This is a genomic window from Paracoccus lichenicola (assembly GCF_009708075.1).
GTDB lineage: Bacteria > Pseudomonadota > Alphaproteobacteria > Rhodobacterales > Rhodobacteraceae > Paracoccus > Paracoccus lichenicola.
In genome coordinates this window covers 249,175-262,500 of sequence record NZ_WMBT01000003.1, presented here as the reverse complement: position 1 = coordinate 262,500, position 13,326 = coordinate 249,175, and the positions used below count along the sequence as shown (strand labels likewise).

Here is a 13,326-nt window from a genome sequence, read left to right as displayed (position 1 = left end):
GTCGCGCCAATAGGCAGAAGATGTCTGTATATAGCCTGCATCCTCCATCCGGCAGCGCAGGTCGAACCAAGCATTGCCATCATGATCGCCTGCCGCGCCTTGCTGAACCGCATCGTAGGATCCAGGCCTGCCTGTTGCGGCAGACATCCGGATCCCGGCGGGCAACATTATGGAGGTTTTCCGTTCGTCTTGCGGCGGGATGATTGCGGGCATCCTTAACGCCCGAACAGCCGCTCGATGTCGGACAGGCGCAGCTTGACCCAGGTCGGGCGGCCGTGGTTGCACTGGCCGGACTTGGGGGTGCGCTCCATCTCGCGCAGCAGGGCGTTCATTTCCTCGGCCCCCATGCGCCGCCCGGACCGGACCGACCCGTGGCAGGCCATGGACGACAGCACCGCATCCAGCCGACCCCGCAGCCGGTCGGACGCGCCCTGGTCCGCCAGATCGTCCAGGATGTCGCGGATCAGGGCGGGCACGTCCAGCCGGGGCAGCATGGCGGGGGTTTCGCGCACCGCGACCGCGCCGCCGCCGAAGGGTTCGATCACCAGGCCCAGATCGGCCAGATCCTCCGCGACGGCCAGGATGCGCGCGGCGTCGGCGTCGGGCAGGTCCACGATCTCGGGGATCAGCAAGGCTTGGCGGGCGATACCGGTGGCCGCCGCCTGCGCCTTCAGCCGTTCATAGACCAGCCGCTCGTGGGCGGCGTGGGCATCGACGATCACCAGCCCGTCTTCGGTCTGCGCGATGATGTAGTTCTCGTGGATCTGCGCCCGGGCCGCGCCCAGGGGGGCGTCGGGGGACACTGCAACCGGATCCTCGGCGCGGGCCGAGGGCGCTTCGGCAAAGCCCATGGCGGGGGCTTGCAAATCCAGCCCCGCACGGATCGCTGGGGCCGAGGGGCGATGGTCCCTCTGCCAGGCGTGCGGCGCCGGTTCGGCAGTAAACGCCGCCAGCGTTGCATCGCCCACGGTCGTTGACGCACGATGCCCGGCACCCGCCAGCCCGTGCCGCAAGGCGCTGACCAGCAACCCGCGCGCGCCGTGGGGGTCGCGGAAGCGCACCTCGGCCTTGGCGGGGTGGACGTTCACGTCCACAAGCTGCGGGTCGCAGGCCAGATACAGCACCGCCGCCGGATGCCGCCCGGATGCCAGCACGTCCATGTATCCCGCCCGCAGCGCGCCGGTCAGCAGCTTGTCGCGCACGGGCCTGCCGTTCACGTAGACATGCTGCGCCACCGCCGCGCCGCGCGAATAGGTCGGCAGCGCGGCAAAGCCGGAAAGCCGCAGCCCGTCGCGTTCGGCATCCACGGGGATCGCGTTGTCGATGAAGTCGCGGCCCATGACGCGCGACAGGCGGATCTGCAGCGCGTCGAATAATTCCCCCTGTTCGGCATCCGCGCGGAAGATGTCCTTGCCGTCCGCGGTCAGCGTGAAGCCGACAAAGGGTTCCGCCATGGCCAGGCGGCGGACGCATTCGGCGACCGCCATCGTCTCGGCCCGGTCGCCGCGCAGGAACTTGAGCCGGGCGGGGGTGGCGAAGAACAGGTCGCGGAGTTCCACGATCGTGCCGGGATTGGCGGCGGCGGGGCGCGCGGGCGTGACCCTGCCCCCTTCGACCGCGATCGCCGCGCCGTCGCCGCCGCGCGCCCGCGAGGTGATGGTCAGCCGCCCCACCGCGCCCAGCGAGGGCAGCGCCTCGCCCCGGAAGCCGAAGGACCGGATCGCCAGCAGGTCCGAGCCGTCGATCTTGCTGGTGGCGTGGCGCGACAAGGCCAGGGGCAGGTCGTCCGGCGCCATGCCGCAGCCGTCGTCGCAAACCCGGATCAGCCGCCTGCCGCCGTCCTCGATGGCGATGTCGATGCGGGTGGCCCCGGCGTCCAGCGCGTTTTCCACCAGTTCCTTGACCGCCGAGGCAGGCCGCTCCACCACCTCGCCCGCCGCGATGCGGTTGGCGGTGGCCTCGTCCAACTGCCGGATGACGGGCCGGATATGGGGGGCGTGGGTGTTCATGGACCCAAATCTAGCAGGGGCGGGGTGATGGAACCAGCGATTCCCTTCCCGGACTCTCGGCTCTTTGCCTTGGTCCAAATATCCCGCGGGGGTGCGGGGGCGCGAAGCCCCCGCTACAAGCGTCGGATCAATTCACCACGTCCTCCGTTGCGGCGATCCCCTCGGGCCGACCCACCAGCACGAAGCGCAGGCTGTCCGCGTCCAGCAGCCGGCCGGCCACGCGCTTCACGTCCTCGGCCGTGACCGCCTCGACCTTGGCGTTGCGGGTGTTCACATAGTCGATGGGAAAGCCGATCAGCTGCATCCCGGCCAGGATGCCCGCGATCTTGCCGTTGCCGTCGAAGCGCAGGGGGTATTCGCCCGTCAGATAGGTCTTGGCGTCGGTCAATTCCCTGTCCGTCACGCCCTGGGCCATGCGGTCCCATTCCTGGCGAATCAGATCGACGGCCTGGCCGGTGGTGGCGTTCGACCCCGCCATGCCGCCCTGCCAGGTCTGGCCATAGACGCCTGTCGCCAGCGTGGTGCCCACGCCATAGGTCAGCCCGCGCTTTTCGCGGATCTCCTCCATCAAGCGGGAACTGAAGCCGCCGCCGCCCAGAATGTGGTTGGCGACATAGGCCGCGAAGTAATCGGGATCGTCGATGGGCAGCCCCGGTCCGGCGAAGCTGACGACGGTCTGCGGGCTGTCCCAGTCGATCACCGTGACGCCGCCGGTCAGTTGCAACCGCGCCGGTTCCGGCAGCGGCGCGGTGCCCTGTTCGGGCAACCCGCCCAGCACCTGATCCAGCAGCAGGCCCAGTTCCTCGGGCGAGATGTCGCCCGCAGCCCCCACCACCACCCGGTCGCGGGCCAGCACGCGGTTCTTCGCCGCGACCAGATCCTGCCGGGTAAGCGACGCCACCGACTCCAGCGTGCCGTTGATCGAGGTCGCATAAGGGTGATCCCCCCAGGCCTGGCGCGACATCTCGGTGGCGGCGATGGCTTGCGGGTCCGTCGCCTCGGACCGGATGATGGATTGGATCTGCGCGCGCACGCGTTCCACGGCGGCATCGTCGAAGCGGGGCTGCGTCAGCGCCTCGGCCAGCAGGGCCGCGGCTTCATCCCGGTTTTCGGACAAGGCGCGCATTCCGACCGACAGCGAATCGTCGCCCACGTCAAAGGAAAACTGCGCGCCCAGATCCTCGACCGCCTGGGCAAAGGCCACCGAGTCACGCGTGCCCGCGCCTTCCTCCAGCGTGCCGGTCATCAGGTTGATGGCGCCGCGCTTGTCGGGCTGGTCCAGGCTGGCGCCGCCCTTGAAGGCGAATTCCAACGCGACAAAGGGGATGGTGTCGTCGGGGACCAGCCAGGCCTTGATCCCGCCGGGCGAGGTGACTTCCCGGATGTCGATGGCATGGGCCGGAACCGCCAGGACGGCGAAGAACAGGGTGATGGCTGCGCGGATCATCCTTGCACCTCGGGCTTGGGGGTGTTGGTCGGGGCAGGGGCCGTGGCAGGCGCGGCCTCCGCGGGGGCGGGCAGCAGCCAGCCGGTGACGGTGGCCTCGCTGCCCAGCACCTGCCGGGCGGCGTCCATCACGTCGGCTGCCGTGACGGCAGCCAGGATGTCGGGCCAGTCGGTCACGTCCTGAACCGACAGCCCGGTCGCCAGCCCCTGCCCGTAATCGTAAGCCCGGCCATGCGCGGAATCGAGCGTATAGACCCGCGCGGCCTCGATCTGCGTCTTCACGCGGTCCAGATCGGCGGGGTCCGGCCCGGTTTCCAGGAACCGCGCCAGGACGCGGTCCAGTTCGGCCTCGGCCTCGGCGGGCGTCATGCCGTCGGCGGGGACGAGGGAAATCCCGAAGCTCGTCGGATCGACGGAAAAGCCGTCATAGCCCGCGTTCACCCACAAGGCCTTGCCCGTCAGCGCCAGTTCGCGCCCCAGGACCGAGGTCTGCATGGACCCGCCCAGCAGTTCCGCCAGCACCGTCAGGGCGGCGGCGTCCGTCTGGTCGCCGGGGTTGCGTTCGGGCGCGACATAGCTGCGCGTCATCACCGGCTGGGGGACGCGGGGATCGGACATCTCCATCCGCCTGGGCGACCGCTGGACGGGTTCCTGCGGGCGGATGCGGGCTTCGGCCTCGCCCTTGGCGGGGATGGGACCATAGTATTGCTCGGCCAGTTCGCGCGCGCGTTCGGGGGTCACGTCGCCCGCCAGGATCAGGATCGCCTCGTTCGGGGAATAATGGTCGTCATACCAGGCCAGCGCGTCGTCGCGGGTCAGCCCCTCCATCTCGGCGCGCCAGCCGATCACGGGGCGGCCATAGGGGTGGTTGTAGAACAGCGTGGCGTTGCGTTCCTCGGCGAAGAGCGACGCAGGGTCGCTGTCCACGCGCTGCGCCCGTTCCTCCAGCACAACCTGGCGTTCGGCCTGCCAGTCATCCTCACCGATGCGGAGGTTGGCCATGCGGTCGGCCTCCATCTCCATGACCAGGGGCAGGCGGTCGGCCGCGATGCGCTGGAAATAGGCGGTGTAGTCGTAACTGGTGAAGGCGTTGTCCATGCCGCCATTGGCGGTCACGGTCTTGGACAGCTCGCCCGGTTCCAGCGTGTCGGTGCCCTTGAACATCAGATGTTCCAGGTAATGCGCGATCCCCGACTTGCCGGGCCGTTCGTCGGCCGAGCCGATCTTGTACCAGACCATCTGGACGACGACCGGGGCGCGGTGATCCTCGATCACCACGGTTTCCAGGCCGTTGGGCAGGGTGAAGTGGGTGATCCCCTCGGGCATCTCGGCCAAGGCGGGCGCGGCGCCCAGGGTCAGGGCCAGCAGGGCAGGCAGGGTCGGGCGGTGCATGGGGACGAAACCTCCTTGGGCTTGGCGGAAATCTGGCCAAAGCGCGCGGCGGGCGCAACGGGTCACACGCTAATGTGTCGCGACAGTGATGGGCAGGGACAGGGGACCATGCGCCTGAAGGCCGGTCTTCCAGGCCACGGGACCGGCGGCTTCGATGCGGCGCGTGCGGGCCAGAAGGCGCGAGAACAGCACCTCCATGTTCAGCCGGGCGAGGGTGTTGCCCAGGCAGACATGCGGCCCCGCGCCGAAAGCCAGGTGCAGGTTGGGCCTGCGCGCGACATCGAAGCGGTCGGGTTCGGGGAAGGCCTCGGGGTCGCGGTTGGCGCTGGCGTAGAGCAGGCCGAACCTGGTCCCCTTGGGCCAGTCTTGCCCGGCGATTGTCAGGTCTTCGCTGGCATGGCGGTGGAAGAAGACCAGCGGCGGGGCAAAGCGGAACATCTCCTGCACCGCCGTGGGCATCAGGCCGGGATCGGCGCGCAGCCGGGCCATCTGATCCGGGTGCGTCAGCAACGCATGCAGCCCGCTGCCCATCGCGTCGATGGTCGATCCGTGCCCCGCGTGCAGGATCTGCATGATCGTGGCGATCAGCTCGTCATGGCTCAGCAGGCCAGCCCCCTCGGCCCCGATCATCGCCGACATCAGGTCGTCGCGGGGACGAGCCTTGCGCGCGGCATGGAGGGCTTGCAGCGCGTCGTGGAACAGGCGCACCGCATCCTCGGCCTGCGCCTTGCGGGCGGGCGTGCGGCGGCTCACGTCGAAATAGCTGACCGTATCCTCGGACCATTGGGTGATCCGGGGGGCAAGCGCGGGGTCGGTGCCGATCAGGTGGCCGATCACCTGCCCCGGCAGATGCGCCGCCAGATCGGCGATGAAATCGAAGCGGCCCTGCGGGACCAGCCGGTCCAGCGCGGCCTCGACCCAACCGGTGACGAAGAGGCGCAGGCTTTCCAGCCGGGATTTGGTGAAGAACGGAAACACCGCGCGCCGCAGCCGGTCGTGGTCCGGCCCGTCCCGTTCCAGCATCGAGGTCTGCACGAAGCGTTCGTGGAACGGCATGTCATGGAAATTCTCGGCCACCTGCATCCGGCGGCGCATGTCAGGGCCGAAAATCGCCGTCCCCCGCACCATCCGGCGGTCCGAGGCAATCGCCCGCACGTCGTCAAAGCGGGATGCCAGATGAAAGCCCTGCCAGGGCGGCAGGCCCGACATGGCCCGCAACCGGGCATAGGCAGGCCAGGGATTCGCGCCGAAACCGGGATGGGCGGAGTCGAAGCCTCCGGTCATTCCTCGATGGGGGCGGGCGAGGTCTGGGTGATGGCGCCCGCGCGCTGCCAGCGTTGCTGCTCGGTCTGCCCGTCAAGCGCCATGGGGCGATAGGCGCGCTGATAGACGGTGGTGCCGAACAGCGCCTCCAGCGGACGGCGCTTGTTGCGGGACCGCCATTCGACATCGGCCTGGGCCAGCGTCTGGCGGATGGCCGGGTCGCTGCCGCGCCGCGTGGCATGGGCCACCAGCGCGCCGTCAGCGGCGGCGATGCCCTGGTCCGCCAGGCTGGCGGGATTGCCGCCAAGCGCCGCCACGGCATCGGCATTCGGGTTGGGATCGGTGATGTTGGCCCCGCCCGGCGTGGGCGTGGGCAGCAGCGCCAGGTCGGGGGGCATGGACAGGGGCCGGGTCGGCAGGATGGCGAATTCGTCCGGGCTGTTCTGGCCGGTCTCGATGTTCATCAGCTGGTTGCTGCCGCAGGCGGAAAGCCCCATGACGGCCGCAACCGCGATGCCCTTGACGAATGCCTGCATGTCCCTGTCCCTTCGGTTCTTGCGGCCCGTTCTAGCCGGATTTGCCCGCCCCGTCACGGGGCTTGTCGCGCCCCTTGCGGACGGGCGTCGCGGGTTCCCTTTTCTGCGGCACCAGCACCAGCCCGATGGCCCCCGCGAAGATCGCGATGTCGGCCACGTTGAAGCTGTAGGGGTTCTGCCAGCCCGGCAGCGACATGTTCAGGAAATCCGCGACCGCCCCATACAGCAGCCGGTCGATCACGTTGCCAAGCGCGCCGCCGATCAGCAGCCCCGCCGCCGCCCGGGCAAAGCGCCCGGCATCGGACCGCCAGATCCAGATCCAGACCCAGGCCACGATGACAAGCGCGACCGCGATCAGGATCCATTTCGTGACATCGGTGTCCGAAGCCATCAGCCCGAAGTTCACGCCCTGGTTCCAGGCCATGCGCAGGTTCAGCCAGGGCGGCAGAACGTCGATCTCGCGCACGCGGTCCAATTGCAGCACATGGACCACCCAGTATTTCAGCGCCTGGTCCAGCACGAAGACCAGCCCCGCCGTCCAGGCCGCCAGCCGCATGTCCGTGCGGGCCGGGGGCACGGGCCTTTTCGGCGCGCGCGGACGCCGTGCCCTGGGCACCGGGTGAGGGGGCGCGGGGGGCGGCGGATCCAGGGGCAGTTCGTGCTGCATCAGTGCCGGAAATGCCGCTGGCCGGTGAAGACCATGGCCAAGCCCAGGCGGTTCGCGGTCGCGATCACCTCGTCGTCGCGCATGGAGCCGCCGGGCTGGATGACGGCGCGGGCACCGGCCTCGGCCAGGGCCTCGATGCCGTCGGCAAAGGGGAAGAAGGCGTCGGATGCGACAACCGCGCCGACCGTCAGAGGTTGGGGCAGGCCAAGCGCCTCGGCCATGTCCTCGGACTTGCGGCGGCCGATGCGGGTGCTGTCCACGCGGCTCATCTGGCCCGCGCCGATGCCGACGGTGGCCATGTCTCTGGCATAGACGATGGCGTTGGATTTCACGTGCTTGGCGACGGTCCAGGCGAACAGCATGTCGGCCAGTTCGGCCTCGGACGGCTGGCGGTCGCTCACGACCTTCAGGTCCGACAGGCCCACATGGCCGTTGTCGCGGCCCTGGACCAGGAACCCGCCCGCGACCTGCCGGAAGGCAAGGCCCGCCGCGCGCGGATCGGGCAGCCCGCCGGTGGTCAGCAGGCGCAGGTTCTTCTTGGCGGCGAAAATGCGCCTGGCGTCCTCGTCGGCGTCGGGGGCGATCACGACCTCGGTGAAGATCTTGGCGATCTCCTCGGCGGTAGGGCCGTCCAGGGTCTGATTCAGCGCGATGATGCCCCCGAAAGCCGAGGTGCGGTCGCAGTCGAAGGCCCGCTTGTAGGCGTCCAGCGCCGTCTCGCCCCGCGCCACGCCGCAGGGATTGGCGTGCTTGATGATCGCGCAGGCGGGGCCTTGGGCCGGGTCGAATTCGGCCACCAGCTCGAAGGCCGCGTCGGTGTCGTTGATGTTGTTGTAGGACAGTTCCTTGCCCTGCCACTGTTTCGCCGTGGCGACGCCGGGGCGGTTGTCGCCCGTGACATAGAAGGCCGCCTGCTGGTGCGGGTTCTCGCCATAGCGCAGGGGCTGCGCCAAGGTGCCCGCGAAGGCGCGGCGGCGGGGCGTGTCCTCGCCAATGGCGCCTGCCAGCCAGGTGCTGACGGCGGCGTCATAGGCGGCGGTGCGCGCATAGGCGATCTGCGCCTGGCGCTGGCGGAAGGCCAGGGTGGTGCGGTCGTCGTTGGCATCCAGTTCCGCCAGCAGGGCGTCGTAATCCTGCACGTCCACGATCACGGTGACGAAGCCATGGTTCTTGGCCGCCGCCCGGATCATCGCCGGGCCGCCGATGTCGATGTTCTCGATGCAGTCGTCGTACCCGGCGCCCTTGGCGACCGTTTCCTCGAAGGGATAAAGGTTCACGACCAAGAGGTCGATGGGACCGATGCCGTGCGCCTCCATCGCGGCCAGGTGTTCGGCGTTGTCGCGCAGGGCCAAGAGGCCCCCGTGGACCGCGGGGTGCAGCGTCTTGACGCGGCCGTCCATCATCTCGGGGAAGCCCGTCACGTCGGCCACGTCCACCACCGTCAGCCCGGCCTCGCGCAGGGATTTCGCGCTGCCGCCGGTGGACAGGATCTCGATCCCCCGCGCGTCCAGCTTGCGGGCGAAGTCGATCAGCCCGGTCTTGTCGGAAACGGAAATCAGCGCGCGTCGGATCGGCACGGGACGGGACATGGGGGCCTCGGCATCTGTTTGCGGTCGCTTAGCGTCATGCGGGCCGAAGGTCCAGTGGCGAAGCCGGGGGCGCTTCGCCCCCCGGACCCCCGCGGGATATTTGAGTGAAGAAGAACCGCAGCGATTTCTTCTTCACCCAAATATCCCGGGGTGAATTGGCCGCAGGCCAAGAGGGGCAGCGCCCCTCAGCCGCCCCCGCCCGCCTTGCGCAGCCGCGCCATGAAGAAGCCGTCCATGCCGCCCCGGTCCGGCCAATAGTCGGGACGCGTGCGCAAGCCGCCTTCGGGGGTGATCCAGGAGGGATCGGTGCCGGGCAGGACAGGCGTTTCCACTGTCAGCCCCGGATGGCGGGCCAGGGCGGCGGCGACCTGCGTCTCGCCCTCGTCGGGCAGAAGCGAGCAGACGGCATAGACCATGCGCCCGCCGGGCGGGATCAGGGACAGGGCGTGGTCGATCAGGCGCGCTTGCAGGTCGATCAGCGCGGGGATGCCCGATCCGTCGCGCAGGAAGGGCAGGTCGGGGTGGCGGCGGATGGTGCCGGTGGCCGAGCAGGGCGCGTCCAGCAGGACCGCATCCAGGGGCGCATCAGAGCGCCAGTCGAGCGCGTCCGCCGCGACCAGTTCGGCGGACAGGCCGCAGCGGGTCAGGTTCTCGGCCACGCGGCGCAGGCGGGCGGGGCTGATGTCCACCGCCGTCACCTGCGCGCCTGCGGCTGCCAGTTGCAGGGTCTTGCCGCCGGGCGCGGCGCACAGGTCCGCGATTCGTTCCCCGGGACGCGGATCCAGCAGGCGGGCGGGCAGGGCGGCGGCGGCGTCCTGGACCCACCAGTCGCCATCCGTGTAACCTGGCAAGGCGGAGACCTGGGCCGGGCCGTGGAGGCGCAGGGAGCCGGTCGGCAGCGGATCCGCGCCCTCGACCGAAGCGCCCGGCTTGGGCGTCAGGTCCAGCGGCGCGCCCGCCCCATGCGCGGCCTCGATGGCTTGCGCTGCCGCCTCGCCATGGGCGGCGGCGACGGGGCCGCGCAGCCAGTCGGGCATCGGCTGCGGGGGCAGGCCGGGCCACCCCTGATGTCCTGCCGCCTTGCGCAGCACCGCGTTGACCATGCCGGACGCGGCCTGGCCCTTCTTGCCCAGGCTGCGGGTCAGGTTGACCGCTGCATCGACGACACCATGGGCCGCGCCGTTCAGGTGCAGCATCTCGACCACGGCCAGCCGCAGCACGTCGGCCACCTGGGGCGTGGGCTTGCGGCTGACATAAGCCCCGATCACCGCATCCGCGCGGGACTGGTGGCGCAGGACTTCGGCGGCAAGGCGTCCGGCGCGGGCCTGGTCGGCGGGGGGCAGGGCCTTCAGCGCGCCCGCCTGGTCCGACAGGGACAGCCCGTCCCGCACGCCCGCCAGCAGGCGCAGTGCCCCCGAACGCGCCATATCCAAGCCCTGCTTTGCCAAATCGCTTTCCTTTGCCTATGTCTTGTCGGAAGACTGATGGCGTCCCATACGCCCTCTTGAAGGAGGTTTCCATGAGCGAGCTTTCGCACAAAGACCAGGCCCCCCTGCCGCCCGAGGCGATCCGCGCCCTGGCCGAGGCCGCCGAGCGCCGCAAGGCCGCTGCTGCCGCGCAGCCCCTGCCCCCGGAATATGGCGGCCGCGACGGGCCGGAACCCGTCCGCTTCGGCGATTACGAAAAGAACGGCCTCGCGGTGGATTTCTGAGCATGGACTGGCTGCGCGCCTCGGCCGCCCAGCAGGGGCGCGCGATTATGGCGGGGCTTCTGGACCCCATCGACCAGACCGAGGCCTATCTGGCCGCCATCAAGGCCCATCCCGACGCCGAGCGCATCTATGCCCGCGTGACGGCCACGCGCGCCCGGTCCGAGGCCGTGGCCGCCCATGACCGCGCCAAGCTGGAGCAGCGCCGCGGGCTGCTGGACGGCGTGCCGATCAGCTGGAAGGACAACATCGACAGCGGCGGCACCGTGACCGAGGCCGGATCCCGGCTGCTGGAAGGACGCGTGCCGCGCAAGGACGCCATCGTGCTGGCCCGCGCCGCGCGCCAGGGCACGATCTGCCTGGGCAAGACCCACATGACGGAGCTGGCCTTTTCCGGCCTGGGGCTGAACCCGAACACGGCCACGCCGCCGAACGCCCTGGACCCCGACCTTGCGCCGGGCGGGTCGTCCTCGGGGGCGGCGGTGTCGGTGGCCCTGGGGCTGGCGGCGGCGGCGGTCGGAACGGATACGGGCGGCTCGATCCGGGTGCCCGCGGCCTGGAACGACCTGACGGGCTTCATGCCCACGCGCGATTCGCTGCCCGAAAAGGGCGTGGTGCCGTTGTGCCGCAAGTTCGACGTGGTGGGTCCCATCGCCCGCACGGTCGAGGATTGCGCCGAGCTGTTCGCGCTGATGGGGGGAACGCGGGCCGCCGACCTGACCGGGGCGGACATCGCCGGGCGCCGCCTGATGGTGCTGGACGGCCTGCCCTTCGAGGGGGCCGAGACAGGTCCCGTCACGGCCTTCGAGGATGCGGTGGACCGGCTGGCCCGGGCGGGGGCGCAGATCACGCGGCTGTCCTCGGACTGGGTGGCCAAGGCGATGCCGCTGTCGGCCGCGCTTTTTTCGCCCGAGGCCTATGGCATCTGGCGCGCCCAGATCGAGGATGCGCCGGAACTGATGTGGCAGCCGATCCTGGACCGCTTCCGCAGCGGGGCCGATGTCAGCGCCCCCGATTACGTCGCCGCCTGGGAAAGCCTGGTGCGCATCCGGCGCAAGTGGGTCAAGGAGGTGGCGTCCGGCCATGACGCGATCCTGCTGCCCACCGTGCCGATCCTGCCCCCCGATGCCGCCCGCCTGATGGCGGACGGGGACGAGTTCGTGCGCGCGAACCTGCTGACCTTGCGCAACACCCGCATCGGCAACCTGCTGGGCCTGCCGGTCTGCACGCTGCCCACGGGGCACCGGGCCTGCGGGATCTCGGTCATGGGGCACGCGGGCCGGGACGGGCATCTGCTGCATGTCGCGGCGGGGGTCGAGGCGGCCTTGGCGGTGGGCTAGGGTGGCAAGAGGGGGGCTGTCTGCCCCCCGTCCCTTCGGGACTCCCCCCGAGGATATTTGCGCGAAGGTGAAAGGCTGCCTGCCCGGCTTTCGCTGGACGCAAGGGCGCGATCACGCTAGTCTTTCCCGTGATAAACGGGGCCGAAGACCCTGAAAGCGAGGCAGAATGGCGATCCCCGAGCGGTTCTCGAACCTGCCGGACTATGCGTTTCCGCGTCTGCGGGCGCTGTTGTCCGGCATCGAGCCGGGCTTGAAAGACGGCGAAACCCCGGCGGTCCTGACCATCGGCGAGCCGCGCCATGCCATGCCCGATTTCGTGGCCGCCGTGATGGCCGCCAATATCGCCGGATTCGCGAAATATCCGCCGAACGACGGCACGCCGGGGCTGCTGTCGGCCATCAGCGGCTGGCTGGGGTCGCGCTATGGCCTGGACGTGGCGCCGGACCGCATCATGGCGCTGAACGGCACGCGTGAAGGGCTGTTCAACGCAGCGCTTGCCTTGTGCCCGGAACGCAAGAACGGCGCGCGGCCCGCGATCCTGATCCCGAATCCCTTCTACCAGGTCTATGCGGTCGCTGCCGCCGCCGTGCAGGCCGAGCCGGTCTTCGTGCCCGCCACGCCCGACACCGGCAACCTGCCCGATTACGCGTCGCTTCCAACCGAAGTGCTGGACCGCACCGCCATCGCCTATCTCTGCTCGCCCGCCAACCCGCAGGGGGCCATCGCCGACCGCGATTACCTGGAACGGCTGATCGCCCTGGCGGACCGGCACGATTTCCTGGTCTTCGCCGACGAATGCTATTCCGAGATCTGGCGCGATGCCCCGCCGCCAGGCGCGCTGGCGGTGGCCACCCAGATGGGGCTGGCCGACCGGGTGGTGATCTTCAATTCCCTGTCCAAGCGGTCGAACCTGCCCGGGCTTCGGTCGGGCTTCGTGGCCGGTAGCCTTGCCAACATCGGCCTGATTCGCCGCCTGCGGGCCTATGCCGGGGCGCCCTTGTCGCTGCCCGCCCAGGCCGTCAGCGAGGCCGCCTGGCGGGACGAATCGCATGTGGCGGCCAGCCGCGCGCTGTACCAGCGGAAATACGCCATCGCCGACCGGGTGCTGGGCAATGTGCCGGGATACCGCCCCGTCCAGGGCGGGTTCTTCCTGTGGCTGCCCGTCCCTGACGGCGAGGAGGCGGCCAAGACCCTGTGGGCGCAGGCGGGCGTCCAGGTGCTGCCGGGGGCCTATCTCTCGCGCGAGGTGGATGGGCACAACCCGGGCAAGGGCTTTGTCCGGGTCGCCCTGGTCGCGGATGCGGAACAAACGGAATCGGCGCTGCAACGACTGCGCGCGGTGCTGTATGATGGAACGAACGGCGGGAAGGGCTAGG

11 protein-coding genes are annotated in these 13,326 nt (G+C 70.0%); 3 read left to right on the top strand and 8 right to left on the bottom strand.

Translation table 11 applies throughout. The features are described from left to right. Positions 1 to 215: 215 nt before the first annotated feature. From mutL to GIY56_RS07430, 8 genes are all read right to left on the bottom strand, one after another. A complete protein-coding gene (gene mutL / locus GIY56_RS07465) occupies positions 216 to 2,009 on the bottom strand; it encodes a DNA mismatch repair endonuclease MutL (RefSeq protein ID WP_154764186.1) in 1,794 nt (597 codons plus the stop codon). A 127-nt stretch (positions 2,010 to 2,136) separates the two neighbouring features. Further along, a complete protein-coding gene (locus tag GIY56_RS07460; RefSeq protein WP_154764185.1) occupies positions 2,137 to 3,456 on the bottom strand; it encodes a M16 family metallopeptidase in 1,320 nt (439 codons plus the stop codon). Continuing rightward, complete coding sequence (locus GIY56_RS07455) at positions 3,453 to 4,847, bottom strand: M16 family metallopeptidase (protein WP_154764184.1); 1,395 nt, start codon at positions 4,845 to 4,847, stop codon at positions 3,453 to 3,455. The genes GIY56_RS07460 and GIY56_RS07455 overlap by 4 nt, the downstream gene beginning before the upstream one ends. Positions 4,848 to 4,916: 69 nt before the next feature. After that, on the bottom strand, positions 4,917 to 6,131 hold the full coding sequence (locus GIY56_RS07450; protein ID WP_154764183.1) for a cytochrome P450: 1,215 nt from the start codon (positions 6,129 to 6,131) through the stop codon (positions 4,917 to 4,919). Then, on the bottom strand, positions 6,128 to 6,646 hold the full coding sequence (locus GIY56_RS07445) for a DUF3035 domain-containing protein (protein WP_154764182.1): 519 nt from the start codon (positions 6,644 to 6,646) through the stop codon (positions 6,128 to 6,130). The genes GIY56_RS07450 and GIY56_RS07445 overlap by 4 nt, the downstream gene beginning before the upstream one ends. 31 nt (positions 6,647 to 6,677) lie before the next feature. Beyond that, positions 6,678 to 7,202, bottom strand: a complete 525-nt coding sequence (gene lspA, locus GIY56_RS07440) for a signal peptidase II (RefSeq protein ID WP_154764420.1) — start codon at positions 7,200 to 7,202, stop codon at positions 6,678 to 6,680. 110 nt (positions 7,203 to 7,312) lie between these two features. Then, complete coding sequence (gene purH / locus GIY56_RS07435) at positions 7,313 to 8,902, bottom strand: bifunctional phosphoribosylaminoimidazolecarboxamide formyltransferase/IMP cyclohydrolase (RefSeq protein ID WP_154764181.1); 1,590 nt, start codon at positions 8,900 to 8,902, stop codon at positions 7,313 to 7,315. Positions 8,903 to 9,087: 185 nt separating this feature from the next. Beyond that, entirely contained in the window at positions 9,088 to 10,329 is a 1,242-nt protein-coding gene (locus tag GIY56_RS07430; RefSeq protein WP_154764180.1) for an RsmB/NOP family class I SAM-dependent RNA methyltransferase, read from the bottom strand. A gap of 92 nt (positions 10,330 to 10,421) precedes the next feature. On the opposite strand from GIY56_RS07430, the gene GIY56_RS07425 reads away from it, so the two are divergent. The 3 genes from GIY56_RS07425 (at position 10,422) to GIY56_RS07415 (ending at position 13,325) form a co-directional block, all read left to right on the top strand. Continuing rightward, positions 10,422 to 10,613: a DUF1674 domain-containing protein gene (locus tag GIY56_RS07425; protein ID WP_154764179.1), complete on the top strand. Its 192-nt coding sequence runs from the start codon at positions 10,422 to 10,424 to the stop codon at positions 10,611 to 10,613. Positions 10,614 to 10,615: 2 nt separating this feature from the next. Then, positions 10,616 to 11,950: an amidase gene (locus tag GIY56_RS07420; protein WP_154764178.1), complete on the top strand. Its 1,335-nt coding sequence runs from the start codon at positions 10,616 to 10,618 to the stop codon at positions 11,948 to 11,950. 166 nt (positions 11,951 to 12,116) lie between these two features. Continuing rightward, on the top strand, positions 12,117 to 13,325 hold the full coding sequence (locus GIY56_RS07415; protein WP_154764177.1) for an aminotransferase class I/II-fold pyridoxal phosphate-dependent enzyme: 1,209 nt from the start codon (positions 12,117 to 12,119) through the stop codon (positions 13,323 to 13,325). Position 13,326: the final 1 nt, after the last annotated feature.

What these genes read in the sequence shown, in the direction of transcription:
- mutL (WP_154764186.1), bottom strand. Translation starts at nt 2,009, where the DNA reads ATGAACACCCACGCCCCCCATATCCGGCCCGTCATCCGGCAGTTGGAC.
- GIY56_RS07460 (WP_154764185.1), bottom strand. Translation starts at nt 3,456, where the DNA reads ATGATCCGCGCAGCCATCACCCTGTTCTTCGCCGTCCTGGCGGTTCCG.
- GIY56_RS07455 (WP_154764184.1), bottom strand. Translation starts at nt 4,847, where the DNA reads ATGCACCGCCCGACCCTGCCTGCCCTGCTGGCCCTGACCCTGGGCGCC.
- GIY56_RS07450 (WP_154764183.1), bottom strand. Translation starts at nt 6,131, where the DNA reads ATGACCGGAGGCTTCGACTCCGCCCATCCCGGTTTCGGCGCGAATCCC.
- GIY56_RS07445 (WP_154764182.1), bottom strand. Translation starts at nt 6,646, where the DNA reads ATGCAGGCATTCGTCAAGGGCATCGCGGTTGCGGCCGTCATGGGGCTT.
- lspA (WP_154764420.1), bottom strand. Translation starts at nt 7,202, where the DNA reads ATGCGGCTGGCGGCCTGGACGGCGGGGCTGGTCTTCGTGCTGGACCAG.
- purH (WP_154764181.1), bottom strand. Translation starts at nt 8,902, where the DNA reads ATGTCCCGTCCCGTGCCGATCCGACGCGCGCTGATTTCCGTTTCCGAC.
- GIY56_RS07430 (WP_154764180.1), bottom strand. Translation starts at nt 10,329, where the DNA reads ATGGCGCGTTCGGGGGCACTGCGCCTGCTGGCGGGCGTGCGGGACGGG.
- GIY56_RS07425 (WP_154764179.1), top strand. Translation starts at nt 10,422, where the DNA reads ATGAGCGAGCTTTCGCACAAAGACCAGGCCCCCCTGCCGCCCGAGGCG.
- GIY56_RS07420 (WP_154764178.1), top strand. Translation starts at nt 10,616, where the DNA reads ATGGACTGGCTGCGCGCCTCGGCCGCCCAGCAGGGGCGCGCGATTATG.
- GIY56_RS07415 (WP_154764177.1), top strand. Translation starts at nt 12,117, where the DNA reads ATGGCGATCCCCGAGCGGTTCTCGAACCTGCCGGACTATGCGTTTCCG.